Origin of the sequence: Kitasatospora sp. NBC_00315 (genome assembly GCF_041435095.1) — a bacterium.
Lineage (GTDB): Bacteria > Actinomycetota > Actinomycetes > Streptomycetales > Streptomycetaceae > Kitasatospora.
Genome location: NZ_CP108025.1, coordinates 2773521 through 2798439 on the forward strand (window position 1 = coordinate 2773521; position 24919 = coordinate 2798439).

A 24919-nucleotide genomic window follows, 5' to 3' on the forward strand; every position below is an offset into this window, starting at 1 on the left:
CTCCCACCCTACGGCGCGGGGGTGACAATCCGGCTCCGCTGTCCCGGCATCGCCTCGATCACGCCGGGGTGCAGTGCGTTGGGCACCTCGCCGTGCACGGCCGCGTGCGGGCGCCGGGGGCGGTCCCGGTAGCCGTCGAGCAGCAGGCGGTTGCGGTTCAGGCAGAGCCGGTCGATCACCGGGCGGAACAGGTCGAACAGCCGGAAGCGCTCGCCCAGCTCGGGGAAGCGTGCCTGGTAGTCGAGGATCTCGGCGCGCAGCAGGCTCCAGAACTCGGCCTCCGGCAGCCGCAGCCGGGGGTCGGACTGCCGGTCGAGCAGCGGGGCGAGGTAGCGGTAGACGCCGATGAACAGGCCGGAGTGGAGGAACTGGCAGAGGAAGTCCGGGGAGTCCCGCAGGAGGACGCCGCCGACCTCGGCCGGGACGCCGCGCAGTTCGGGCAGGTCCTGGTCGCTGAGGTTGACGTCGTCCACGAAGTCCTTGACCGCGAGGCGCACCGGGACGTCGTGCTCGTCGAACACCACGATGGCGTTCTCGCCGTGCGGTGAGAACACCGTGCCGTAGCGGTAGAGGAAGTGCAGCAGCGGCGGGAGCATCGCCCCGAAGAGCCGGGCCACCCACTCCCGCGCGCTCAGCCCGGAGCGGGCGATCAGTTCGACGGTCAGCGGACGGCCGTCCGCACCCGACTGCAGCAGCGCCGCAAGGGTGCGGGCCCGCTCACCGGGGTCGAGGAAGGGGCCGAGCGACTGGCGCCAGATCGCGCCGAGCAGTTCCTTGTACTGGTAGGGGGCTTCGGGAAGCTCCCGGTAGACCGGGTGGTCGACGGTCACCGAGGCGATCTCGCCGAGCAGGATCACCCGGCACTCGTCGCGCAGGAAGGCGTCACCGTCCCGCAGTCCGTGGATCCACTCGGTCACGGCGGGTGCGATCAGCGTGCGCTCGGTCGGCAGGCCCCGCCAGACCAGGGTGTTGAGGATCGCCAGCGGCAGCTTGACCGTACAGCGCTCGGGGCGGGTGACGTTGAAGAACGAGCGGATGGACTGCTGGGGCAGGCGCAGGTCCCCGTCCGAGGCCAGCGGGACGATCTCACCGCTGGCGATCCAGGGGGCGAACAGCGGGAGGACGGTCTCGTCCCACTGCCAGGGGTGCACGGGCAGCAGCAGGTAGTCGCCGGCGGCGTCGCCGAGCACCGCCCGCAGCGCCTGTGGATCGTCCAGTTCGGCGCGGTAGAGCTGCTCGGGATCCTCCAGTCCGGCCACGCCCCGGTAGCCGGCGAGCCGCTTGTGCACGGCGATCCAGGGCAACGGACGGGCGGTGCGCGCCTCCGGGGCCCAGCGGGCGGCGTCGGCGGCCGAGAAGCCCAGCCGGCCCTTGTTCGGGACGATCCAGGGGTGGCCGCCCTGCCGCCCCTCCAGCTCGGTGTGACTCAGCTCCGCCAGTTCGGCGGCGGTCGGCGCGGTGGCGAGCAGATGGGCGTCGGCGAGCAGGGTGGCCGTGAGTTCGCGGACCAGGTGGCCGGTGGTGTCCCCGCCCAGCCCCAGCGTGTGCCGGGCGAACTGCAGGAAGCGCAGCGGGTCGAGCTCGGAGTCGTGCGAGCAGTGCAGGGTGGCCGGGTCCACCTGCCAGCCGTCGTACGCGCCGCGGCGGGCGGTGAAGCGGTAGCCGACGGAGCCGGGGAGGTCGAGCCGGTAACGGCCGTCCCCCTCGGGGACGGGCGTGATCAGCTCCTCGTACGCGAACTCCCCGAGCATCTTGGCCAGCATCGCCCGGCGGGCCTGCTGCCAGTGCCCGGAGGTGAGTTGCGGGGGCAGGTACAGCGGCGGCTCAGCGGCTGGCTGCTGCGGCACGGGTCCACTCCTGGGGTCGCGGGAGGCCGGTTGCGGTGGGGGCGGTACTGGTGCTGCCGCCGGGGGCGAAGGTGGTCCAGGCGGTACGGCCGGGCAGCCGGTGGACGGTGCGCCCCGCGACGGAGTTGAGGATCACGGCGGCCCGGTACGCGCCGAGACCGAGATCGGGCGCGCCGACGCCGTGGGTGTGCAGTTCGGCGTTCTGAACGTACAGGCCGCCGGTCAACTCCGGGAGGGTGGCGACGCGATGGTCGAGGTCGACGCGGTAGCGGCCCGCCTCGTCCCAGTCGATCAGGGCGGCCAGTGGTTCCAGCGCGGCCGGCCGGGCGGCCCGGTAACCGGTGGCGAGGATCACCGCGTCGGTGCGCACCAGGTGCTCGGCGGCGGAGTCGACGTGCCGGCAGCGCAGTTCGAAGCCGCCGCACGGGCCGGGGCGCGCGTCGGTGACGGCGGTGCCGGGGGTGATCTCCACGGGCACGGCGTCGAGCGGGCGGCCGACGGTGCGCTCGTACAGGTGGTCGTGGATCTCGGCGAGGGTCTCGGCGCTGGCCGCCTTGTGCAGCTGCCACTGGGCGGCGACCAGGTCGTCCCGCACACCGGCCGGCAGGGCGTGGAAGTACCGGGTGTAGTCGGGGGTGAAGTGCTCCAGGCCGAGTTTGGAGTACTCCATCGGGGCCAGCGCCCGGGTACGGGTGAGCCAGCGCAGCCGGGTGCCGTCGCCGCCGCGCCGGCGCAGCAGGTCGAGGAAGACCTCGGCGCCGGACTGGCCGGAGCCGACCACGGTGATGTCCCGGGCGCCGTCCAGGGCGGCCCGGCGGTCCAGGTGGTCGGCCGAGTGCCAGGCCAGCGGGTGACCGTCGAGCGCGGCGAACGCCTCGGGGCGGACCGGACCGGTGCCGACCCCGAGCACGACGTTGCGGGCGAGGACCTCGGTGCGCCCGCCTGTGGCGGTGTCGGTCAGCTCCGCCCGGAACAGGCCGCCGGCCCGGTGCAGCGCGGTGACCTCGGTGCCGAAGCGGCAGGCGGCCAGTCGTTCGGCGGCCCAGCGGCAGTAGTGGTCGTACTCGCGCCGGGGCAGCTGGAAGCGCTCCGCGAAGTAGAACGGGAAGAGCCGCTCCTGCTCGCGCAGGTAGTTCAGGAAGGACCACGGGCTGGTGGGGTCCACCAGCGAGACCAGGTCGGCCAGGAACGGCACCTGCATCCTGGCGCCGTCGACCAGCATGCCGTGGTGCCAGCGGAACTCCGGCCGCGTGTCGCAGAACAGGGTGCTCAGGCCGGGCTCGCGGTCCGCGAGGGCGGCCAGCGAGAGGTTGAACGGGCCGATGCCGACGCCGAGCAGGTCGTAGGGAGGTGTGTCCATGGAGGAGGAGGTGTCCTAGGGGAGAGTCGGGGAGGCGTGCTCCGGGTGGCCGGAGGGCCGCTGCCGGATCATCAGGGCGGCGCGCTTGGCGGGGAGGTCGACCTCGGCGGCGAGGTGGAAGCCGGCCCGCTGGAAGGCGCGCACCGAGGGCAGGTTGCGCACGTCGGGCTCGGCGACGACCCGGTGGCAGCGCGGACGCACCTGGAGGATCCGCTCGGCGAGGGCGGCCAGCAGCAGCGTGCCGAGCCCCCGGCCGCGGGCCGTGGTGGGCCCGAGCAGCAGGTGGACGCCGGTGTCGTGCGGGCGCGCCGGGTAGTGCAGGGCGAGCGGATCCAGGTCGGCCCGGTAGACCTCCCAGTAGCTCATCGGGGTGCCGTCCAGCAGTCCCATGCAGGGCACGCTGCGGCCGTCACCGTCGAGTTGCTCCCGCAGGTGCTGCTCGGTGGTGGCGGGCGGCCCGTCCAGCTCCCAGAACGCCGCGACCTCGGGGTCGTTCATCCACTCCACGAGCAGCGGGAGGTCGGGGGTGAGGCGCACGGGACGCAGCCGGAAGTCGCCCGCGTCGGTGGGCACGGTGCCCCACCGGGCGACGCCGTCGAGCAGGTCGGCGGGTACGCGCCGGGCCGGCGATCCGGGGCGCGGCCGCGCCCCGGTCCGGGGGGAGGTGGTCACGCGGCGGCCGCCGGGTTGGCGATGTCGACGTACACCGACTGCGTCTCGACCGGGCCGACCAGTTCGTCCAGGCCGTGCAGCCGGGTCAGCAGGTTGGCCTTGCAGCGCAGCGTGGGCGAGTCCAGCAGGTGGGCCGGCAGCGCCGAACCGGTCGCCCGCGCGCGGGAGCCGGCCAGGAACCGGCGCAGGGCGGCGAGCAGCACGTGCTCGTCGGCGAGCCGCTGCGAGCCGAGGGCGCCGATCAGCCCGAGGACGTGGTTGATGCCGAGGTAGTAGGCGAACCGCTCGTCGGCGACGGCGTCCTCCACGAAGGTGTCGCTGGCGGCGCCGAGGCCGGGCAGACGGGCGTCCAGGTGTTCCGCGTGCGAGGCACGGAAGTAGTAGCCCTGGTTGTCGCGGTAGCGGCCGCCCACCGGCCAGCCCTCGGCGTCCAGCAGGACGAGGCTGTTCTGCTGGTGGGCCTCCAGGGCGATGCCGGCCCGGCCGTCCAGCCAGAGCACCGGCAGCACCACGGCGTCGAGGTAGCGCAGGAACCACTCGGTGGCCACCGTGGGCAGCGTGCGGCCGCACCGGGCGGAGAGCGCCCGCAGGATGTCGCCGAGCTGCGAGCGGACCAGCTCGGCGGGGCCGGCCGGCTGCTCGGCGACGAGTCCGGCCACGCACAGCGCCCGCTGGTCCGGCCCGAAGGGCTGTTGCCGCAGGACGGTGTCCAGTCCGCTCGGGTCCGCCGGTCCCTGCGGGCCGCCGAGCAGATCCACGCCGATCCAGGCCGGGTCCCGGACGATGTCGAAGCCGGGGTGGGCGGCCCGCCACTCGCCGCCGAGACCGCTCTCCAGCAGGCGGTGCACCTCCAGGCCGCGGTGCAGCTCCTTGCGGAGGTTCTCCCGACGGGAGTTGGTGATCCGCAGGCCGAGCGAGAGCTTGAGCATCCAGGGTGTGCCCGGGCGGTAGACCGTCCGCACGGAGGAGGTGGGGTACCAGGGCTCGCCGTGCGGACCGAGGTCGCGCAGCCGGCCGTCCGCCAGCAGTTCGGCGACGGCCGGGCGCAGGGCCAGCTCACGGGCCTGCCAGGGGTGCAGTGGCAGCGCGGCGGTACCGGGCGGGAGCAGGCCCGGGCTGCCGAGCAGGCCGGCGGTGATCCGTTCGGCGCTCTCGGCCAGCGCGGAGCCCGCGGCCAGCAGCTCGCGGTCGACGGCGTACCAGTGCAGCCGGAAGGAGCCGTGCAGCTCCGGGGAGTAGGCGGCGCTCTGGGCCGGCCCCAGGCCGTCGCGGCTCTTCGGGGTGGGGTGCAGCGGGTGGCCGAGGAGCAGGGCCTGTTCGGCCGTCAGGAACGGCGTGGCGACGGGCTGCGGGCCGGCCTGCCGCCGGTACGCCAGGATGTCGGCGGTCCGGGACACCGAGTCGGCGACCCGGGCGGCCAGGTCCGCGATCTGGCCCGGGTCGGGGCGCCGGGCGGCGGCCGCGGCGAGCAGCGCGGCGGCGGTGACGGCGTCCACCGGGGCGCCCGGCGCCCGGGCCCCGGCCGCCACGGGGGGCTGCTCACCGGCTGCGGGAGCCCCGGCGGCGCCGGTGAGCGCGGCGGGGCCGAAGCGGTGCCAGCCGCAGGGCGACCAGTGGCGGACGGGGACGGTGATCCGGGCGGCGCCGCCGAGTACGGGGATCCGGAGCCGGCCGTCGGGGTCGGGGGTCGCCCCGGTCTCACGGGTCCAGCAGCGCAGCAGCGCCTCCAGCGCGGCCTGCTCGGCGGCCACGGCCGGGTCCTGGTCCAGCAGCCGGTCGGGGTGGTCGCACTCGAGGTGCGGCCGGGCCGCGCCCGGGTGGTCGGCCGCGGGGCGGACGGTGCCGGGGTGTTCCGCGGCGGGCTCCGGCGGGCCGTCCTCCCGAGGGCGGTCGCGGTCCAGGGCGTGCGGATCGGGAGCGGTTTGCTCCGAGGCCGGCTGCTGTGGCACCGCCTGCTCCGGCAGGTACGGGGCTTCCGTCTGGGCTGCGGTCGGGGCTCCGGTGAGGGCGGTGCTCAAGGCTGCTCCTTGGGGCGCGTGGGACTGCGGGCGCGACAACGTCAGGGGTCGTCCGGCAGACGCCGTTCACCGCGCTTCAGGTAAGGGTTACCTATCCATGAGGGGTGATCACAAGAACGGCTCACTCGTTAAGGTGAAGACCGGGGCTTACTCACCCCCAGGAGGGATTCCCTCCTGTTCCAACGAGCCGGCGGCCCGTCGATCACGGCCGGTCAGGCATCGATGACCGGTGCACGTGATCCGCGACCGACCGGCGGACCACGCCGTCCGGCCGGTGGGGGACCGCCGGCCGGGCGGCGCACAGTGGGGGGAACACCGAGCCATGCCAAGGATCCGCCGGTCAGCCGGCCGGCCGCACGCGACGCCGGCCCGGCCGGCCCCACGCCGCCGGGCGGTCGCAGTCGGCGCCGCGCTCCTGACGACCGCCCTTCTCACCGTGACGGCCTGCGGCCCCGGCGGGGCCGACCCGCGGTCCGCCGGGTCGGGCGGCGGGGTGATCGGCGGCCTGACACTGCCGTCCGGTCTCCCGTCCGGCCTGCTCGACGGGCTGCCGAAGAGCTGGGACGACCTGAAGCGCTGGAGCTTCGAGGACTGGGACAACTGGGCCTCGCGGCACGTCTTCGACAATCCCGTCGTCAAGGACTTCTGGAGTCCGGACCGGATGGCCGACTCCAGGCCGGCCGACCCGGCACCGCCCGCGCCCGTCCCGGCCACCACGGGCCCCCCGATCGCTCCGGTCACCCCGACCGACCGGGCCACCGCGACCGCCACCCCTGCGACCGTCGCCACACCCTCCGCGGACGCCGGCGCCACCGATCCCGAGCCCGCCGTGGTGCGGGCCACCCCGGTGGGCCGACCGTATCTGAACCGGCCCTCGGGCAAGGTGTTCTTCACCGCCGACGGCGGCCGGGGCAACTGCTCGGCCACCGTGATCGCCGACCCGGCGCACCCCGGCCGGAGCAACCTGGTCTGGACGGCGGCCCACTGCGTGCACCGGGGCAGGGGCGGGGGCTTCTACCAGGACCTGGTGTTCGTGCCGGCGTACAACGACTCGGGAGCGGCCAGCGCCGGCCGGAAGGCACCACTGGGCCAACTCGCTCCCCTGGGAACCTGGTGGGCCGACACGGTGGTCCCGTCACCGCAGTGGACGGCCGAGGGTGGCGGCACGGGTGACGCGGCGAACCAGTACGACTTCGCCGTCATGCGGGTGCACGAGCAGAACGGGGACGGCAGGTCGCTGGAGGAGACGGTCGGCGCCGCCGTGCCCGTCTGGTTCGACGCGCCACGCGACACGCTGTCGGTCTCCGCCTGGGGCTATCCGCTCTACAAACCTTTCGACGGGCAGGAGTTGTACGGCTGCGACGGCGGCCGGCCGGCCCGGCTGTCGTTCGACGCCAAGCGCCCCCCGATGCTCACCATCGGCTGCGACATGACCCAGGGCGCCAGCGGCGGCGGCTGGTTCGCGACCATGCCGGACGGACGGACGGCGCTGGTGAGCGACACCTCGATCGGCACCGTGGACCACACCTCGTTGAGCGGGCCCTACCTGGAGGGCGTCGCCCGACAGGCCCTGGACTACATCTCCAGGAAGTAGCGCCCCCGACGGCGTGGTCGCCGCCTCCACCACGCCGATGCGACGCCGGTCACCGGAGGGGCACACAGCACGGCGGGCCCGGGACTCCTTCGAGTCCCGGGCCCGCCGTGACGCGGCCGGTCGGTCGGCCGGTGACGCGGGGCCTCAGCCCTGAGTCACCACACTGAAGCGCTCCAGCTCGGCCGCCAGCTCGGCGGCCACCTTGGCCTTGAGCAGCGTGCCCTCGCCGGTGTGCTCGGTGGAGAGCAGCTCGCCCTCGGCGTGCACCCGGGAGACCAGGTCGCCCCGGGTGTACGGCACCAGCACCTCGACCTCGATGGCCGGTCGCGGCAGCTCGTCGTCGATGAGGCGCAGCAGCTCCTCGATGCCCTGGCCGCTGCGGGCCGAGACCACGATGGCGTGCGGCTCACGGCGCAGCAGGCGCTGCAGGACGTGCGGGTCGGCGGCATCCGCCTTGTTGATCACCACGATCTCCGGCACGTTCTGCGCGTCGACCGAGACGATCACCTCGCGGACGGCGGCCAGCTGCGTCTCCGGCTCCGGGTGGGAGCCGTCGACCACGTGCAGGATGAGGTCGGCGTCGGCGACCTCCTCCATGGTGGAGCGGAACGCCTCCACCAGGTGGTGCGGGAGGTGGCGCACGAAGCCGACGGTGTCGGCCAGCGTGTACACCCGGCCGCTCGGGGTCTGGGCCCGGCGCACGGTCGGGTCCAGGGTGGCGAACAGGGCGTTCTCCACCAGGACGCCCGCGCCGGTGAGCCGGTTGAGCAGCGACGACTTGCCGGCGTTGGTGTAGCCGGCGATGGCCACGGACGGCACCTGGTGGCGCTTGCGCTCCTGGCGCTTGGTGTCGCGGCCCTTCTTCATGTCGGCGATCTCCCTGCGGAGCTTCGCCATCTTCTCCCGGATCCGGCGCCGGTCGGTCTCGATCTTGGTCTCACCGGGACCACGGGTGGCCATACCGCCGCCGGACGAGCCGGAACCGCCACCACCCATCTGCCGGGAGAGCGACTGACCCCAGCCGCGCAGGCGCGGCAGCATGTACTGCATCTGCGCGAGCGACACCTGCGCCTTGCCCTCACGCGACTTGGCGTGCTGGGCGAAGATGTCCAGGATCAGGGCCGTGCGGTCGACGACCTTGACCTTGACGACGTCCTCCAGCTGGATCAGCTGGCCGGGGGTGAGCTCGCCGTCGCAGACGACGGTGTCGGCGCCGGTGGCGGCGACGATGTCACGCAGCTCGCGCGCCTTGCCGGAGCCGATGTAGGTCGCCGGGTCCGGCTTGTCACGGCGCTGGATGACGCCGTCCAGAACCTCGGAGCCGGCGGTCTCGGCGAGGGCGGCGAGCTCGGCGAGCGAGTTGTCGGCCTCCTCGACGGTGCCGTCCGTCCAGACACCGACGAGCACCACGCGCTCCAGGCGGAGCTGGCGGTACTCGACCTCGGTGACGTCCTGGAGCTCGGTGGAGAGGCCGGCGACACGGCGCAGGGCCGCGCGGTCGCTGCGGTCGTGCTGGTCGCCGTCGTAGTGGCGGTCGTGGTCCTCGTCGATGGCCGCGAGGTCCTCGTCCATCAGGGCCTCGGCCCGGAGGTCGCCGAGGCGACGGGAGGAGTCACCGGATTGGTCGCGGGTTTCGAACGTGGAGGTCATTCTGTCCTTTGGGTGCTGGTGCGGGTGGCGGTGCGTGACCGCATCGAACGGTCGCACGTGGAGTCTGCCCGGCTGCCGCCCCGTTTACCTGTCGGGCGAAGTATGAGCTACCCCTCGGTACCGCGGGTGCCTGTGACGCTTGTACGTCCTCAGAACGCCGTGGACCTGCCGTGAATTCCCCATGATGGTCGCACGCCCGGTGCGGGCGGGTCACCCTGATTTCCGTCCCCCGGCTGCTCGGGCCGGCTGACGTCGTACACGCCGGAGACCCGCAGCATCGCGCGCATCACCAGCGGCAGGGCCTGCGCCGTCGGCAGTTCGACGGTGTAGGTGTGGCGCACCCGGAGTTCCTTCGGGGGCTCGACCTCCGCCGAGACGATCCCGATGCCCTCCGCGGACATCACCGCCGTGAGGTCGGCCAGCAGCCGGGGCCGGTTCAGTGCCTCGGCGCGCAGGGTGACGCGGTAGCCGGAGGGGGGAACGGCGTCCGCCACCCAGTCGACGCCGAGCGGGGGGCGTCCGTCGGTCCGCATCCGCTCGGCCGTCGGACAGCCCGTCCGGTGCACGGTGACGGCGCCGCCGCGGATCGCGAAGCCCGTCACCTCGTCCGGCGGGACGGGCGTGCAGCACCGGGCCAGCCGGACGGGCGCGCCGGGCAGGCCCTCCACGCTGACCGGCGCGGCGCCGCGGGCGGCGGCGGGCGGCGCCTGCGGGGCGGGCTGACCGTCCGCCCGACCGGTGCGCACCGCCGGCGCCCCGGCGGGGTGCTCCGCCAGCCAGCGTTCGATGGCCAGCCGGGCACCCGGGGTACGGGCGTACGCCAGCCACTCGGGGTCGGGGCCGGACGGCTCGCCCGCCGCGCCGCCGGGACCGTCCTCGGTGAGGACACCCAGCAGGTCGCCGTCCTGCAGCGCGGTGGAGAGCGCGGTGAGCCGGCCGTTGACCCGGGCACCGATACATCGGTGCCCGGTCTCCTCGCCGAGCAGGTAGGCGGCGTCGACGCAGCTGGCCCCGGCGCGCAGCTGAAGCGTTTCGCCGCTCTCGGTCACGACGGTGATCTCGCGGTCGCCGGCCAGCTCGGCGGTCAGGGTGGACCAGAAGGCGTCCGGGTCGGGCGTGTCCTGCTGCCACTGCAGCAACCGGCTGAGCCATCCGGGGCGGGCCGGATCGGTGCGGTCCAGCTCGTCGGGGACGACCTGCCCGGCCACCGGTGCCGCGCACTGGCCGCCGGGCTGCTCCGGCTCCCCCAGGGCGACCACGCCCGTCTCGGCGACCCGGTGCATCAGCCGGGTGCGGACCAGTACCTCGACCACCTCGCCGTCGACGGCGACGGCGGTGTGCAGGGACTGGTACAGGTTGAACTTGGGCGCCGCCACGAAGTCCTTGAACTCGCCCGGCAGCGGGGTCCAGCAGGTGTGCAGTTCGCCGAGCACGGCGTAGCAGTCCGCGTTGTCCTCGACCACCACCAGCACCCGCCCGAAGTCGGCGGGGTGCAGACCCTGCGGCGGCCCGTCCGGCCCGGCCCGGCCCGCGCGCTTCACCATGACCCGGTGGACCGAGACGCCGTGCCTGGGTCGCACGGTGACCTCGGCGGACACCCCGGCCTCGGCGAGCTGGCGGGCCAGCCCGGCCGTGAAGGGCTGGAGCAGGGTGTCCGGCCGCTCCTCGTGCGCGGCGACCAGTGCCCTGGTCCGGGCGTGCTCCTCGGGGTGGAGGGTGGCGAAGACGATGTCCTCCAGCTCGGCCTTCACCACCTGGATGCCCAGCCGCTCGGCCAGCGGGATCAGCACGTCCCTGGTGACCTTGGCGATCCGTACCTGGCTGGCGGGCTTCATGTGACGGATCGTCCGCATGTTGTGCAGGCGGTCGGCCAGCTTGATGACCATCACCCGGACGTCGTCCCCGGTGGCGACCAGCATCTTCCGGAAGGTCTCGGCCTCGGCCGCCGCCCCGAAGTCGACCTTCTCCAGCTTCGTCACCCCGTCGACCAGATAGGCCACTTCGGGCCCGAAGTCGGCACTGACCTGATCGAGGGTCACCTCGGTGTCCTCGACCGTGTCGTGGAGGAGCGAGGCGACCAACGTGGTGGTGCCCGCGCCGAGTTGGGCGAGGATCATGGTGACGGCCAGCGGGTGGGTGATGAACGGCTCGCCGCTCTTGCGCGTCTGGCCCCGGTGGCTGGCCTCCGCCGTCCGGTAGGCCCGGCCCAGCAGGGCGAGGTCCGCCTGCGGGTGGTGCCGGCGGTGGGCCTGCACGATCGGCTCGATGGCGTCCGGCAGCGGCTGGCGGCCGGTGGCGAGCAGGGCCGCCCGCCCCGCCCGGCCCAGGGCGCCCCGGCCGAGCCCGCCGAGCGGACGTCTGGAGCCGCTGGGCCGCGCAGGACCGGCCGCCACCGCGGGGGCGGAGTCACCGGGCGCGGGTGCACCCGGTCCCGGCCCGCCGGCGGGCGGGGCTGCGACGTGGAGCGCGGCACCGAGGGGTGCGGCGCCGAGGGGCAGCGCGGCACCGAGCGGCTGTGCGGCACTGAGCTGCCCAGTCTCGGGCTGCCCGGCTTCGATGGTCATCGGCACCTCCGGCAGCGATCACCGGAACGACTGCCGACCCGGTGGTCCATGCTACCGAGCACAGCACGTTCCGCGATGCCCCGCTTCCCTTCCGTCATCGGGATCACCCGATCGGGGGGATTCACGGCGGAACGAAATGGGCAAAACGAGCCACCACGGATCGGCCATCGCCCCGGCGGGCGAGGGCCGGGCCCGGAAACGGCGGGCGGCGCCGGTCAGCCGGCGAGCGCGAGCCACCCCGCGTCCAGCGTCCCGCTGCCGACGATCACCGCGGCGCCGGTCATCTCCACCCGGCCGTCCGGGTGCTCGGTGATGGCCAGGCTCCCGCCCGGCAGGTCCACGGTGTAGCTGACGCTCTCGCCGGTGACCGCCGGGTCGGCGCCGTCGCGGCGGGCGGTCGCCACGGCGACCGCGCAGGCGCCGGTGCCACAGGAGCGGGTCTCGCCCGAGCCCCGCTCGTGCACCCTCATGGCGACGTGCCGCGGGCCCCGGTCGACCACGAACTCCACGTTGACGCCCTCCGGGTAGACGCCGTCCGGGCTGGTCAGCGGCGCGGTCAAGAGGTCGCCGGCCTGGTCGAGGTCGTCGACGAAGGCCACCGCGTGCGGGTTGCCCATGTTCACGTTGCGGGCCGGCCAGCGCCGCGCGCCGACCGCGACCTCGATGTCGTCGGGGCCCGGCAGCAGCGCGCTGCCCATCTCCACGGTGACGGCCCCGGGGGTTCCGTCGGCGGCGTCCGGCGCGATCAGCACCCCTCGTACCCCGGCCCGGGTGGCGACGGCCAGCGGCCCGGGCTCGGCCAGGCCGGCGTGCACCAGGTAGCGGGCGAAGACGCGTACCCCGTTTCCGCACATCTCGGCGATGCTGCCGTCGGAGTTGCGGTAGTCCATGAACCACTCGGCCCGGTCGGCCAGGTGGGCGGCGGCCGGGTCGGCGGCCGAGCGGACCACCCGCAGCAGGCCGTCACCGCCGATGCCGGCCCGCCGGTCGCAGAGCGCGGCGACGGTCCGCGGGCCGATCGTCAGCAGCCCGTCCGGGTCGGGGATGATGACGAAGTCGTTCTGGGTGCCGTGCCCCTTGAGGAAGGGGAGGCCGGACGGCTGCAACGGGGATTCGCTCACACCGACGATGGTACCGAGCGTCCCGGGCGGACCGCGGTGGTGTCGGAGCTCAGGCGTGCAGGTGGACGACCCGCCAGACGGCCAGCGCGAAGCAGAGCAGAGCGATCAGCGTGTAGATCACGATGGCGCGCCAGTCGGCCCGGACCCCGGAGCCGCGACGCGGCAGGCCCGGCCACTTGTACCCGGCGTGCCGGGCGGCCATCGCACCCCAGCCGACCGAGGCGGCGGTGAGCAGCAGGCCGAGCATCCCGACCATCGCCCCACCGGAGCCGAACGCGAGCGGGAAGCCGAACATCAGCGAGCCAAGGGCCGCCAGCAGGGCGATCGGAAGCGTCTGCCACCAGCGGAGTCTTCGGCGCGGCCGGATCTCACGCTCGTGCACCACACCGCCCGGACCGAGGTCGTCGAGCGTCGGCAGGGCGAGCGCGTAGGAGGTGAGCCCGTCGAGGGGCGGCAGGTCGGGCAGATCCGCCAGAGTCGGTGCGCCGCTCTCGCCGGGCTCGATGCTGACGCTCATCCGCTGCTCGGTTTCGGGGCCGGTACCCGTCGACACGCGGCCTCCCCTGACAGTTCGACACGAGTCCGGACCACGGCCGGTGCGGCCGGCCCTCGCGGCCGGTCTCCTCTGTGTCGATGATGGCATGTCCAAGGTGGCCGACGGCCCGTCCCAAGGGGTCTTCGGGTGATCCGTGGCCATGACGTGATCCGGCTGTAACCGCTGGTTCGTCCTGCACGGGAAGCTGCGTGCGCAGCTGCACCACCTGTTGGCCGGATCCCGCCGCTGTGCGGCTCAGACCCGCCCTCCGGGCTGATGGCCGATCAGTTCCAGCGAGCGCTGGAGCAGCTCCGCCGGGTCCGCGCCCGCCGGGCGGGCCAGCCAGTGGATGCGATCGTCGCGGCGGAACCAGGACTCCTGGCGGCGGGCGAAGCGCTTGGTCGCGCGGACGGTCTCCGCTTTGGCCTCGTCCTCGGTGCACTCGCCGGCGAAGTGGTCCAGCACCTGCTGGTAGCCGAGCGCGCGGGAGGCCGTCAGGCCCGCGCGCAGACCGAGTTTCTCCAGTTCGCGGACCTCCTCCAGCAGACCCGCCCCCCACATCCGGTCGACCCGCAGGGTGATCCGCTCGTCCAGCTCGGGCCGGGGCAGCGCGACGCCGATCTGCACGGCGTCGTACACGGCGGTGTTGCCCGGCAGGTTGGCGGTGAACGGCAGACCGGTGATCTCGATGACCTCCAGCGCGCGCACGATCCGGCGGCCGTTGCCGGGCAGGATCGCCTCGGCCGCGGCCGGGTCGAGGCCGGCCAGCCGCCGGTGCATGGCGCCCGAACCCAGCTCCTCCAGCTCGCTCTCCAGCCGGGCGCGGACCGCCGGGTCGGTGCCGGGGAACTCCATCTCGTCGATCGCCGCCCGGACGTACAGCCCGGAGCCGCCGACCAGGACGGGGGTGCGGCCGGCGGCGAGCAGCCGGTCGATCTCGGCGCGGGCCAGGCGCTGGTACTCGGCGACGCTGGCGGCCTCGGTGACGTCCCAGACGTCGAGGAGGTGGTGCGGGACGCCGCCGCGCTCCTCGACCGTGAGCTTGGCGGTGCCGATGTCCATGCCGCGGTAGAGCTGCATCGAGTCGGTGTTGATCACTTCGCCGTCGAGACTGCGGGCGAGTGCGACGGCGAGGTCGGACTTGCCGGCGGCGGTCGCGCCGACCACGGAGACGACACGGGGCGGGGTGGAGGAAGAGCTGCTCACGGGCCAAGTCTCGCAAACCCGGCGCCGCGCCGGTCGGGTCGCGTCCGCCGATGCCCCACTACGGGACGATATGACTGGTATCAGCCGGTCCACCTGTTGGCGGGTGACCGCGGGCGGTGGAGAACGACTCGGCGTGGACCAGCGTTGAGAACAGCGAAGGATGAGCCGCCCCGCGGGTCCGGGCGGCCGGACGCGACGACGGGAGACGTCACCATGGGCATGATGGACAACCTCAAGGGCAAGGCCGAGGAGCTCAAGGAGAAGGCGAGCGAGCTGGCGGGCAAGCACAACGAGCAGATCGACCACGTGGTGGACAAGGCCGGCGGAGCCATCGACAAGGCCACCAAGGGCAAGTACAGCGGGAAGATCGAGCACGGCGCCACCAGGGCCAAGGGCGCGGTGGAGGACTTCGCCCACAAGCCCGCGGACCCGGCCGGCGGCGCCGGTACCGACACCGGCACCGGTCCTTCCGTCTGAGCGCCCGGGAGCGGGGCGACGCCCGAGGTCCTTCGCCCGGGGGCCCGGCCACCGAGCCGGTGGGCTCAGCCCCAGGAGGCGACGAAGTACCCGACTCCGTACGGGGCGTCCTGGTAGGTCAGGCGGGCGGTGAGCCCGGTTCCCTCGGCCGCGCCGGCGAGCACCTGCCAGGGCGCCCGGCCCTCGGCCAGCAGCTCGGCCGCCAGCCCGGCGTCCAGCCCGGCCAGCGCCGCGAGGTCGGCGGAGCCCAGCGCCCGCGCGACGGCGCCGTCGTACTCCTCGGCGCGCCCGTCCAGATAGCCGGGTGCCTTCAGCGAACGACGGGCGCTGCCGTCGCCCATCACCAGCAGGCCGACCCGGTCGGCGAGGCCGGCCAGGCCCTCCCCGAGCCCGGCCATCCGGGCGGCGGGTGAGTCGGCGGGCACCGCGCAGGCGTGCGTCGGCACGGCCGCGCCCGCCTGCTCCAGCAGCCAGGCCCCGATCGTGAGGGCCGGCGCCAGCTCCGGCCCGTCGACGCCTCCCGAGGGCAGCCGGACGACCCGCCCGACCCCGTAGCGGTGCAGCGACCCGACGCCGCCCTCGGTCCAGACCTCGGCCTCCGGTCCGGTCCCCACCACGACGATCAGCTCGGGACCGGCCGCCAGCAGGGCGGCGACCGCCTCGGCGCAGGCCGCGCGCAGCGGCTCCAGCTCGGCGGCCGCCCCGGCGGCGACCTCGGGCACGAGCAGGGGCGGGCAGGGGCAGACGGCGGCGGCTACGAGCATGTCGATCACTCTATCGGGGCGGCCGGCCGCACCGGGGCGACTCGGGCCCCGCGCCCGCCCCGCGGCAACGGCGCGGGGCCCGGAGAGGCGCTCCTCTCCGGGCCCCGCGCCGTCGTGCCGGCAGGTCGCCGTCAGTCGCCGCAGCAGGCGCCCGCCGGGGCGGCCGGGGCCGGCGCGGGCGCCCCGATGCCGGGCAGGCCCAGCATGACGCCGGCCGGCCTGGCGGCCGGTGCGGCCTGCCGCTTCTCCCAGGCGTCGCCCGCCCGGGTGCGGCGGACCGCGGTGGTCGGGCCCTCGGCGAGCAGGTGGTGCGGCGCGGCGTAGGTGATCTCGACCGTGACCACGTCGCCCGGCCGGACCGGACCGGCGGGCCGGGTGAAGTGCACCAGGCGGTTGTCGGGCGCCCGGCCGGAGAGCCGGTCGGTGCGGTCGTCCTTCTTCCCCTCGCCCTCGGCCACCAGCACCTCCAGGGTGCGGCCGACCTGCTTCTTGTTCTCGCCCCAGGAGATCTCCTCCTGGAGGGCGATCAGCCGGTTGTAGCGCTCCTGCACCACGGCCTTCGGGATCTGGTCCGCCATCTCGGCGGCCGGGGTCCCGGGGCGCTTGGAGTACTGGAAGGTGAAGGCGTTGGCGAACCGGGCCTCGCGGACGACGTGCAGGGTCTGCTCGAAGTCCTCCTCGGTCTCGCCGGGGAACCCCACGATGATGTCGGTGGAGATGGCGGCGTCCGGCATCGCCTCGCGCACCTTGTGGATGATCCCGAGGAACCGATCCTGGCGGTACGAGCGGCGCATCGCCTTCAGCACGGTGTCCGAACCGGACTGCAGCGGCATGTGCAGCTGGTGCATCACGTTCGGGGTCTCGGCCATCGCGGCGATCACGTCGTCGGTGAAGTCACGGGGGTGCGGCGAGGTGAAGCGGATCCGCTCCAGGCCCTCGATCCGGCCGGCGGCCCGCAGCAGCTTGGAGAAGGCCTCACGGTCGCCGAGGTCGGAGCCGTAGGCGTTGACGTTCTGGCCGAGCAGGGTGACCTCGATGACGCCCTCGTCCACCAGCGCCTCGATCTCGGCGAGGACGTCGCCGGGGCGGCGGTCCTCCTCCTTGCCGCGCAGCGCGGGGACGATGCAGAAGGTGCAGGTGTTGTTGCAGCCCACCGAGATGGCGACCCACGCGGCGTACGCGGACTCGCGCCGGGTCGGCAGGGTGGAGGGGAAGGTCTCCAGCGACTCCAGGATCTCCACCTGGGCCTGCTGCTCGACCCGGGCCCGCTCCAGCAGCGCGGGCAGGTGGCCGATGTTGTGGGTGCCGAAGACCACGTCGACCCAGGGCGCCTTGCGCACGATGGTGTCGCGGTCCTTCTGCGCGAGACAGCCGCCGACCGCGATCTGCATGCCCTTGTGGCGGGTCTTCGCGGGCGCCAGCTGGCCGAGGTTGCCGTACAGCTTGTTGTCGGCGTTCTCGCGCACCGCGCAGGTGTTGAAGACCACCAGGTCGGGATCACTCTCCGCCGGGGTGGCCTTGACGTATCCCGCGTCCTCCAGCAGCCCGGACAGGCGCTCGGAGTCGTGGACGTTCATCTGGCAGCCGTACGTGACGACCTTGTAGCTCTTCGATCCGCTGTCACCGCTCACACAGACCAGGGTAAGGGCACGGCGCCCGGCCTCTCCCGGGCCGGTCCCGGGCGCCCGGGCGGGGGCATCACAACTCGGCCCGTTCCCGGGGCTTCCCCTCCCGTTCTCCTCTCCGGGCTGGCAGTATCCCCCCATGGCCCCCTCCCCCAGCGCCCGTCTCGGCCGGGCCGCCCGTGCGGCGGCCCGCAGCCGGCTCTGGCGCGCCGTCCTGGCGATGGTGCTGGTGACGGGCGCGCTGGGCGGCTGGTGGATGTCCTCGGCCGGCGCCGCCGGCTATCCCAGGGGGGCGACGGGCTTCGCGACCGGTGTCCGGAGCGGGGTCTACGACCGGTACGGCCAGCTGCTGCAGAAGGAGGTCCCCCGGGCGATGCCCGGTGTGCGGCTGCGCCTGGACAACTCGCAGGGCTCCATCGACAACCTGGAGCGGGTCACCTCCGGCAGCGACGACTTCGCGATAGCGACCGCCGACTCCGTCGCCGGGTACGACGGTCCGGGCAAGGACCGGCTGCGCGCGATCGCCCGGCTCTACGACGACTACTTCCAGCTGGTCGTGCCGGCCGGCTCCCCGGTCAGGCGCACGGCCGACCTCAAGGGGCTGCGGGTCGGCGTCGGCCAGTCGCTGTCCGGGGTGAACCTGGTGACCAGGCGGCTGCTGGCCTCGGCCGGACTCGACCCGGACCACGACGTGAGACCGTCGATGCTGGGGGTCGGCGACGCCGCCGACCAGCTGCGGGCGGGCAACCTCGACGCGTTCTTCTGGTCCGGGGGGCTGCCCACCACCGCGCTGACCGACCTCTCCCAGCGCTTCCCGATCAAGATCGTGCCGCTCGGCGACCTGGTGGACGGCCTGCACCGGATGAGCGGCGACGGCACCGACGCCTACCGGGCGGCGACCATTCCCGTGAACACCTACCCGGGGACGCCGACCGAGCCGGTGGCCACGGTCGCGGTGCCGAACCTGCTGGTCACCCGGGCCGACGTGGACACCGATCTGGTGCAGGGCATGACCCGCGCGGTGATCGACAGCCGGGACCGGATCGGCGCCGAGGTGCACGCCGCCCAGCTGGTGGACCTGCGGACCGCCGTGTACACCGACCCGCTCCCGCTCCACGAGGGCGCCAAGCGCTACTACCGCTCGGTCAAACCCTGACCTTCCCACCGCCGCCGCCCCGCCTGGGACGCCCGCCCCGGGCGTCGGCCCGGCGGCCCGGCTGCCGGCCCGGCCGGATCGGCGGGCGGATCAGCGGGCGCGCCGTCCGCTGAGCGGCACGGCCAGCGTCACGGCCAGCCCGCTCGGCTCGACCGGGTCGAACGAGAGCTCGCCGCCGCCCGCCAGCAGCAGTGTCCGGGCGATCGACAGCCCGAGCCCCGAGCCGTCCACGTTCTGGTGGCGCGGACTGCGCCAGAACCGGTCACCGACCCGGGCCAGTTCCTCCTCGGTGAGGCCGGGCCCCGCGTCGGAGACGGTGACCGCGACCTCCTTGCGGCGCACGGCGACCAGCACCCGCACCCGGCCGCCGGGCGGGGAGAACTTCAGCGCGTTGTCCAGCACCGCGTCCAGCGCGCTCCCGAACCCGATCGGATCGGCCATGCCCAGGGCCAGCGGCGGCCCGTCCCAGGCGAGCTCGACGCCGCGCTGCTCGGCGACCGGGCGCCAGGCGTCGATCCGGGCCAGTCCCAGCGCGGCCAGGTCGGTCGGCTCGGGCTCGGGGCGGGCGTGCTCGGCGGTGGCCAGCCCCAGCAGGTCGTCCAGCACCCGGGCGAGCCGGACGCCCTCCTCGCGGACCGCGCCCAGCTCCTCCTCCCGCCCGTCCGGCAGTTCGAGGCCGAGCAGCTCGACCCGCAGCATCAGGGCCGCCAGCGGGTTGCGCAGCTGGTGCGAGGCGTCCGCCACGAAGGCCTTCTGCTGGTCCAGCGCGAGCACCACGTGGTCGGCCATCTCGTTGAACGAGCCGGCCAGGCGCTGCAGCTCGGGCGGTCCGCCACCGGGCGCGACCCGGGCGTTCATCCGGCCGGTGGCGATGTCGTGGGTCGCCCGGTCCAGGGTGCGCACCGGGCGCAGCACCCACTCGGTGAGCCGGATCGCCAGCAGGACGGCGACGATCATCGCGACCGCCTCGCCCCCCGCGATGACGAACCAGCCGCGCATCATCCGCTCCCGCAGCGGACCGGTGGGGGACTCGATGAGCACCACCGCGACCACGTCGCCGTCCCGGACCACCGGCGCGGCGACCGCGAGTGTGCGGTCCGGGGTCCACGGCCAGACCTGGGGCGGGTTGTGGCTGCGGCGCCCGTCCAGCGCCTCGTGGAACGCCTGGTCGTCCCAGCCGGTGGCGGGGACGTGCCAGTCGGCGGGTGCGACGGCGATCGGACTGCCGTCCCGGGCGAAGAGGCCGATCCACGCGCCGTACAGCTCGTGGTAGCGGGCGACCTCGGTGCGCAGCGCGTTGCGGCGGCTGTTGTCGGGCAGGGCCTGCGCGCTCGTGGCGCCGTCCGTCGCGGCCGCGCCGTTCTGCGCCACTGCGGCGGACGGCGCCGAGTCGGGCAGGTCCTGGGCGAAGCGGGCGGCGTCGTCCAGCCGGTCGACCACCACCTTGCTCTGCTCGGCCGCCGCGACGGCGCCGGCCAGCGGCAGCCCGAGGGCGGCCAGCACGCAGGCCATCAGGGAGAGCAGGATGCCCAGGAGGCGGGTGCGCACGAGCCGTCAGTGCTCCGGGCCGGTCGTCAGGGGCAGGTCGTCCGGCTGGGCGGGCCCCTGCTCGGCCTTCGAGGGGGCGTCGGCGGGCGCGCCGGCGTCGACGGACCCGGCGGGTGCGTCGGCGGCCTGCGGCGCGTCGGGGGACTCCGGGATCAGCCGGTACCCCACCCCCCGGACGGCCTCGACCAGGCCGGGCAGCGCGAGCTTGGTGCGCAGCGAACCGATGTGCACCTCCAGCGTGCGGCCGTTGCCCTCCCAGCCGCTGCGCCAGACCTCGCTGAAGATCTGCTCGCGTCGGTAGACCACGCCCGGGCTCTGCGCGAGCAGGGCCAGCAGGTCGAACTCCTTGCGGGTGAGCGGTACGTCCCGGCCGTCCACGCTGACCCGGCGGCGTTCGCGGTCGATCCGGATGCCGCGCGACTCCAGCGGCCCGCCGGGAGCGGGCGCGGTGTCGTCGGTGGCGGCGGCCGGAGCGGCCGGAGCGGCGCCGCGCCGGGCCACCGCGTGGATGCGGGCGAGCAGCTCGCCCATGTCGTACGGCTTGGTGACGTAGTCGTCGGCGCCGAGGTTGAGCCCGTGGATCCGGGAGCGGATGTCGGCGCGCGCGGTCACCATGATCACGGGGACGCCGCTGCCGGCTCTGATCCGGCTGCACACCTCGAAGCCGTCGCGGTCGGGCAGCCCGAGGTCCAGGAGCACGACCCGATAGGGCTCGTTGCCGTCGGGCACCAGCGCGTCCAGCGCCTCGTGGCCGCTGCGGGCGTGCCTAACCTGGAAGCCGTGCCGGCTCAGGACCGCGACCAGTGCCGCGGCCACGCGCTCGTCGTCCTCGACGAGGAGCAGTCTCATGTCGCCTCCTTCCCGCAGGTCCGCCCGGGCGGACCCGGTCCCGGGCGCCCTCCGCGGTCCCGCCCGGTGTCCTGGGCAGTATGGGCCAGCGGGCCCGCCGGGCGCCAGGCTCGGTCACGCTGGGCCACCGGGCAGGTACCGCGGCGGACCGGGCTCGGTCCAGGCCGCCTGCCGCCGGGGGCGGACCGCGGCCGCGCGGTCACCCGTCGTGCCCGGCCCGCGGCGGACCCGGCCGGGCGGTGTGCCGTTGATGTGGCCGGATCGTGATCCTCAAGTTCCGCTCAGATCGGCTGACGTGGCATCGTCACCGCTCCTAGGGTCGCCCCACCGGGGGCTGCGAGCTCCGCCGGCTTCCGGCCCCCGGCACCACGGCGACCGGGTGACGCGTCGTGACGGTCGGCCGCACGTCGGCCGACCGGACGGCGCGTCAGCAGACACCGCATCACCGGCACTGCCGCCCGGGGCGCTTCGCTCCGGGCCGACACGAGGGAGCAAGGCGCGATGACCGAGAGCACCGGCACCGACTCGATCGCCGCCGCCGGCCCGCTGGTGGTGCTGGACGGGGTCAACAAGCACTTCGGCGCCCTGCACGTGCTCCAAGACATCAACCTGGAGATCGCCCAGGGCGAGGTGGTGGTCCTGATCGGGCCCTCCGGCTCGGGCAAGTCCACGCTCTGCCGCACCATCAACCGTCTGGAGACGGTGGACTCCGGCTCGATCACGATCGACGGCCGCCCGCTGCCCGCCGAGGGCAAGGAGCTGGCCCGGCTGCGCGCGGACGTCGGGATGGTGTTCCAGAGCTTCAATCTCTTCGCGCACAAGACGGTGCTGGAGAACGTGGTGCTCGGCCAGGTCAAGGTGCGCCGGCTGCCCCGGGACGAGGCCGTCGCCACCGCCCGGACCCTGCTGGACCGGGTCGGGGTGGGCGCGCAGGCCGACAAGTACCCGGCGCAGCTCTCCGGCGGCCAGCAGCAGCGCGTGGCTATCGCCCGCGCCCTCGCGATGAACCCCAAGGTCATGCTCTTCGACGAGCCCACCTCGGCCCTCGACCCCGAGATGATCAACGAGGTGCTGGAGGTCATGCGGCGGCTCGCCGCCGACGGCATGACGATGGTCGTGGTCACCCATGAGATGGGTTTCGCGCGGTCCGCCGCCAACCGCGTGCTGTTCATGGCCGACGGCCGGATCGTCGAGGAGAGCAGCCCCGAGGCCTTCTTCACCGCCCCGCGCAGCGACCGCGCGAAGGACTTCCTTTCCAAGATCCTGCACCACTGACCGCGCACCTGCTCCAGTATCGGTGTGCCGGGGGTGGACGGCCCGATGCCGTTCCCGCCCGCCTCCGTACGGAACTTCACGATCCCAGCGCCCGGTTGAGCCGTGGCCCTGCCCAGAGGAGAACGACCCTCATGAGGACTCGTCGCATCATCGCCGCCGCGCTCTGTGCCGTCGCACTCACCGCCACCACCGCCGCCTGCGGCAAGAGCGGCTCACCGAGCGACAGCGCCGCCACCGCCGGCGCCCCGCAGCTGCCGACGTACCAGGTGAAGTCGGACGTCAAGCTGGACGGCTCGAAGACCTTCGCCGAGGCCAAGAAGCGCGGCAAGCTGATCATCGGCGCCAAGGCCGACCAGCCCTTCCTCGGCTTCGAGGACCTCACCACCAACACCCGCAACGGCTTCGACATCGAGGTCGCCAAGATGGTCGCCGCCGACCTCGGCTTCTCGCCCGACCAGATCCAGTGGCAGACGCTGGTCTCCTCGCAGCGCGAGCCGGCCATCGCGAACGGCCAGATCGACTACTACGTCGGCACCTACAGCATCAACGACGAGCGCAAGAAGCAGGTCTCCTTCGCCGGGCCGTACTACATCGCCGGCCAGGACCTGCTGGTGGCCAAGGACAACACCTCCATCACCGGCCCGGAGTCCACCAAGGACAAGAACGTCTGCACCGCGACCGGCTCCACCTCGATCAAGAACATCGAGAAGTACGGCCCGAAGATCACCCAGTACGACGGCTACTCGGCGTGCGTGGAGAAGCTGCTCTCCGGCGAGGTCGACGCCGTCACCACCGACGACGCGATCCTCAAGGGCTTCGCGTCCAAGTACGCCGGCAAGCTCAAGGTCGTCGGCAAGCCGTTCACCACGGAGAACTACGGCGTCGGCCTGAACAAGGACGACAAGGCGCTGCGGGACGCGATCAGCGACGCGCTCAAGGCCCACCAGGACAACGGGGACTGGAAGAAGGCGTACGACGCCACCCTCGGCCTGTCCGGCTCCCCCACGCCCGCGATCCCGCCGCTGGTCCGCTACTGATCCGCACCTGATCCGCACCTGACCACCCCGTAGGACCAGGTTCCCAAGAACGAGAGGAGGGCCGCCGGATGGGCATCATGTTCGAAAACGGCAACTTCGCGCTGTTCCGCGACGGTTTCCTGCAGACGATCGAGCTGAGCGCGATCAGCGCCGTGCTCGCCATGCTGCTGGGCACCCTGCTGGCGGCCTTCCGGGTCTCCCCGATACCGGCGCTGCGCGCCTTCGGCACCGGCTGGGTGACGATCTTCCGGAACACCCCGCTCACCCTGCTGTTCTTCGCCGTCGAGTTCGGCCTGCCGGCCCTCGACGTGCATTTCAGCCACTTCACCTTCGCCGTGCTCGCGCTCGGCTTCTACACCGCGAGCTTCGTCTGCGAGGTGCTGCGCTCCGGCATCAACACCGTCCCGCTCGGCCAGGCCGAGGCGGCCCGCAGCCTGGGGATGACTTTCGGTCAAACTCTGGGCCTGGTGGTGCTGCCGCAGGCCGCGCGGACCGTACTCCCGCCGCTGAGCAGCGTGTTCATCGCGCTGCCGAGGAACTCGGCGATCGCCGGCGCCTTCAGCGTCGACGAGCTCTACCACGTACAGCAGACCCTCTCCGAGCAGGGCTACTCGATCTTCGCGATCTTCTTCTGGGTGGCCCTGGCCTACCTGGTGATCAGCGCGGCCGTGAACCTGCTGTTCCGCTTCCTGGAGAAACTGACGGCGGTGGCCCGATGAGCAGCCTCTTCACCCGTTCCGGCTCGGCGAGCGTCCTCTACGACGCCCCGGGGCCGCGCGCCCGGATCCGCTACCGGGTGTTCGGCGTGCTCTCGCTGCTCGGCATCGCCGCGCTGCTCTGGTACGCCTACGACAGCCTGGCGAGCAACGGCCAGTTCGACGGCGGCCTGTGGGACCTCTTCCAGTACACCGCCATCCAGCAGCGGATCCTCGACGGCGTCCTGAGCACGCTCAAGGCCTTCGGCCTGGCCGCGCTGTTCTCGCTCACGCTCGGGGCGCTGCTCGCGGCCGGCCGCCTCTCCGACCACCGGCCGCTGCGCTGGGCCGCCACCGCGTTCGTCCAGTTCTTCCGGGCGATGCCGCTGCTGATCCTGATCGTCGCGCTGTACTACGCGTTCTTCGCCAAGAACCCGATGTGGGCGCTGGTGCTCGGGCTCACCCTCTACAACGGCTCCGTCCAGGCCGAGATCATCCGCTCGGGCGTGAACGCGCTGCCACGCGGCCAGAGCGAGGCCGCCTTCGCCCTCGGTATGCGCAAGAGCCAGGTCATGACGAGCATCCTGGTGCCGCAGGCGGTCCGCTCGATGCTCCCGGCGATGATCGGCCAGATGGTGGTGACCCTCAAGGACACCTCGCTCGGCTACGTCATCACCTACGGCGAGCTGCTGTACGTCGGCAAGCAGATCGCCGCCCAGCCGCTCAACTCGGCGGGCTTCCCGTACATCCCGGTGGTCCTGGTGATGGCACCGATCTACATCCTGATGTGCCTGCTGCTGACCGCGCTCGCCCGCTGGATCGAGGCGCGCGGACGTCGCGGCGCGAACCGGCGCACACCGGCCGCTGCTTGACGGACACGCAGGTGATCTGTTGCATTGCTCTTCGTGACACCACCCGGGACCATC

At 73.6% G+C, this 24919-nt stretch carries 20 protein-coding genes; 7 read left to right on the forward strand and 13 right to left on the reverse strand.

Features of this window, described 5'->3' with window-relative positions:
- Positions 1-8: 8 nt before the first annotated feature.
- Genes OG823_RS11050 through OG823_RS11065 form a run of 4 tightly spaced genes read right to left on the reverse strand, consistent with a single transcriptional unit; the run spans position 9 to position 5897 of the window.
- Positions 9-1847 carry an IucA/IucC family siderophore biosynthesis protein gene (locus OG823_RS11050; RefSeq protein WP_371479299.1) on the reverse strand — a complete coding sequence of 613 codons (1839 nt, stop codon included), beginning with the start codon at positions 1845-1847 and terminating at the stop codon, positions 9-11.
- Entirely contained in the window at positions 1825-3207 is a 1383-nt protein-coding gene (locus OG823_RS11055; protein WP_371479300.1) for a lysine N(6)-hydroxylase/L-ornithine N(5)-oxygenase family protein, read from the reverse strand. Before OG823_RS11055 ends, OG823_RS11050 begins: the two co-directional genes overlap by 23 nt.
- A gap of 15 nt (positions 3208-3222) precedes the next feature.
- Positions 3223-3984: a GNAT family N-acetyltransferase gene (locus OG823_RS11060; RefSeq protein ID WP_371484422.1), complete on the reverse strand. Its 762-nt coding sequence runs from the start codon at positions 3982-3984 to the stop codon at positions 3223-3225.
- Positions 3876-5897: an IucA/IucC family protein gene (locus tag OG823_RS11065; protein ID WP_371479301.1), complete on the reverse strand. Its 2022-nt coding sequence runs from the start codon at positions 5895-5897 to the stop codon at positions 3876-3878. Before OG823_RS11065 ends, OG823_RS11060 begins: the two co-directional genes overlap by 109 nt.
- A gap of 436 nt (positions 5898-6333) precedes the next feature.
- On the opposite strand from OG823_RS11065, the gene OG823_RS11070 reads away from it, so the two are divergent.
- Positions 6334-7491: a serine protease gene (locus tag OG823_RS11070; protein WP_371479302.1), complete on the forward strand. Its 1158-nt coding sequence runs from the start codon at positions 6334-6336 to the stop codon at positions 7489-7491.
- A 144-nt stretch (positions 7492-7635) separates the two neighbouring features.
- On the opposite strand, the gene hflX is transcribed toward OG823_RS11070, so the two are convergent.
- From hflX to miaA, 5 genes are all read right to left on the reverse strand, one after another.
- Positions 7636-9141, reverse strand: a complete 1506-nt coding sequence (gene hflX / locus OG823_RS11075) for a GTPase HflX (RefSeq protein WP_371479303.1) — start codon at positions 9139-9141, stop codon at positions 7636-7638.
- A gap of 149 nt (positions 9142-9290) precedes the next feature.
- Positions 9291-11705, reverse strand: coding sequence for a bifunctional (p)ppGpp synthetase/guanosine-3',5'-bis(diphosphate) 3'-pyrophosphohydrolase (locus tag OG823_RS11080; RefSeq protein ID WP_371479304.1), 2415 nt, complete (start codon positions 11703-11705; stop codon positions 9291-9293).
- A 215-nt stretch (positions 11706-11920) separates the two neighbouring features.
- Positions 11921-12811, reverse strand: coding sequence for a diaminopimelate epimerase (dapF, locus tag OG823_RS11085; protein WP_371484423.1), 891 nt, complete (start codon positions 12809-12811; stop codon positions 11921-11923).
- 64 nt (positions 12812-12875) lie between these two features.
- Positions 12876-13379 (reverse strand): hypothetical protein, encoded by a 504-nt coding sequence (locus tag OG823_RS11090; RefSeq protein ID WP_371479305.1) that lies wholly within the window; start codon positions 13377-13379, stop codon positions 12876-12878.
- A 237-nt stretch (positions 13380-13616) separates the two neighbouring features.
- On the reverse strand, positions 13617-14567 hold the full coding sequence (gene miaA / locus OG823_RS11095) for a tRNA (adenosine(37)-N6)-dimethylallyltransferase MiaA (RefSeq protein WP_371479306.1): 951 nt from the start codon (positions 14565-14567) through the stop codon (positions 13617-13619).
- A 213-nt stretch (positions 14568-14780) separates the two neighbouring features.
- Here miaA and OG823_RS11100 point away from each other — a divergent pair, with 213 nt between their 5' ends.
- Positions 14781-15044, forward strand: a complete 264-nt coding sequence (locus OG823_RS11100) for an antitoxin (protein WP_371479307.1) — start codon at positions 14781-14783, stop codon at positions 15042-15044.
- Positions 15045-15109: 65 nt separating this feature from the next.
- Here the strand turns inward: OG823_RS11100 and OG823_RS11105 are convergent, their stop codons facing one another.
- Both OG823_RS11105 and miaB read right to left on the reverse strand, forming a co-directional pair.
- Positions 15110-15808, reverse strand: coding sequence for a class III extradiol dioxygenase subunit B-like domain-containing protein (locus tag OG823_RS11105; RefSeq protein WP_371479308.1), 699 nt, complete (start codon positions 15806-15808; stop codon positions 15110-15112).
- Positions 15809-15939: 131 nt separating this feature from the next.
- Positions 15940-17439, reverse strand: a complete 1500-nt coding sequence (gene miaB / locus OG823_RS11110) for a tRNA (N6-isopentenyl adenosine(37)-C2)-methylthiotransferase MiaB (protein ID WP_371479309.1) — start codon at positions 17437-17439, stop codon at positions 15940-15942.
- Between the two features lie 133 nt (positions 17440-17572).
- Here miaB and OG823_RS11115 point away from each other — a divergent pair, with 133 nt between their 5' ends.
- Positions 17573-18589, forward strand: a complete 1017-nt coding sequence (locus OG823_RS11115; RefSeq protein WP_371479310.1) for a TAXI family TRAP transporter solute-binding subunit — start codon at positions 17573-17575, stop codon at positions 18587-18589.
- Positions 18590-18679: 90 nt separating this feature from the next.
- Here OG823_RS11115 and OG823_RS11120 read toward each other — a convergent pair whose 3' ends face one another.
- Together OG823_RS11120 and OG823_RS11125 are read right to left on the reverse strand one after the other, a co-directional pair.
- Positions 18680-20137 carry a sensor histidine kinase gene (locus OG823_RS11120; RefSeq protein WP_371479311.1) on the reverse strand — a complete coding sequence of 486 codons (1458 nt, stop codon included), beginning with the start codon at positions 20135-20137 and terminating at the stop codon, positions 18680-18682.
- A gap of 6 nt (positions 20138-20143) precedes the next feature.
- The gene (locus OG823_RS11125; protein WP_371479312.1) at positions 20144-20986 is read right to left on the reverse strand and encodes a response regulator transcription factor; all 843 of its coding nucleotides are present in this window, start codon (positions 20984-20986) and stop codon (positions 20144-20146) included.
- 501 nt (positions 20987-21487) lie between these two features.
- Between OG823_RS11125 and OG823_RS11130 the strand changes: the two genes are divergently transcribed.
- From OG823_RS11130 to OG823_RS11145, 4 genes are all read left to right on the forward strand, one after another.
- On the forward strand, positions 21488-22261 hold the full coding sequence (locus tag OG823_RS11130) for an amino acid ABC transporter ATP-binding protein (protein WP_371479313.1): 774 nt from the start codon (positions 21488-21490) through the stop codon (positions 22259-22261).
- Positions 22262-22392: 131 nt separating this feature from the next.
- A complete protein-coding gene (locus OG823_RS11135; protein WP_371479314.1) occupies positions 22393-23298 on the forward strand; it encodes a glutamate ABC transporter substrate-binding protein in 906 nt (301 codons plus the stop codon).
- A 68-nt stretch (positions 23299-23366) separates the two neighbouring features.
- Complete coding sequence (locus tag OG823_RS11140) at positions 23367-24017, forward strand: amino acid ABC transporter permease (protein WP_371479315.1); 651 nt, start codon at positions 23367-23369, stop codon at positions 24015-24017.
- A complete protein-coding gene (locus OG823_RS11145; protein ID WP_371479316.1) occupies positions 24014-24865 on the forward strand; it encodes an amino acid ABC transporter permease in 852 nt (283 codons plus the stop codon). The genes OG823_RS11140 and OG823_RS11145 overlap by 4 nt, the downstream gene beginning before the upstream one ends.
- Positions 24866-24919 lie beyond the last annotated feature (54 nt).

Coding starts and splice junctions, on each gene's coding strand:
- OG823_RS11055 (WP_371479300.1), bottom strand. CDS start 3,207: ATGGACACACCTCCCTACGACCTGCTCGGCGTCGGCATCGGCCCGTTC.
- hflX (WP_371479303.1), bottom strand. CDS start 9,141: ATGACCTCCACGTTCGAAACCCGCGACCAATCCGGTGACTCCTCCCGT.
- OG823_RS11080 (WP_371479304.1), bottom strand. CDS start 11,705: ATGACCATCGAAGCCGGGCAGCCCGAGACTGGGCAGCTCAGTGCCGCA.
- OG823_RS11100 (WP_371479307.1), top strand. CDS start 14,781: ATGGGCATGATGGACAACCTCAAGGGCAAGGCCGAGGAGCTCAAGGAG.
- OG823_RS11105 (WP_371479308.1), bottom strand. CDS start 15,808: ATGCTCGTAGCCGCCGCCGTCTGCCCCTGCCCGCCCCTGCTCGTGCCC.
- OG823_RS11115 (WP_371479310.1), top strand. CDS start 17,573: ATGGCCCCCTCCCCCAGCGCCCGTCTCGGCCGGGCCGCCCGTGCGGCG.
- OG823_RS11125 (WP_371479312.1), bottom strand. CDS start 20,986: ATGAGACTGCTCCTCGTCGAGGACGACGAGCGCGTGGCCGCGGCACTG.
- OG823_RS11130 (WP_371479313.1), top strand. CDS start 21,488: ATGACCGAGAGCACCGGCACCGACTCGATCGCCGCCGCCGGCCCGCTG.
- OG823_RS11135 (WP_371479314.1), top strand. CDS start 22,393: ATGAGGACTCGTCGCATCATCGCCGCCGCGCTCTGTGCCGTCGCACTC.
- OG823_RS11140 (WP_371479315.1), top strand. CDS start 23,367: ATGGGCATCATGTTCGAAAACGGCAACTTCGCGCTGTTCCGCGACGGT.
- OG823_RS11145 (WP_371479316.1), top strand. CDS start 24,014: ATGAGCAGCCTCTTCACCCGTTCCGGCTCGGCGAGCGTCCTCTACGAC.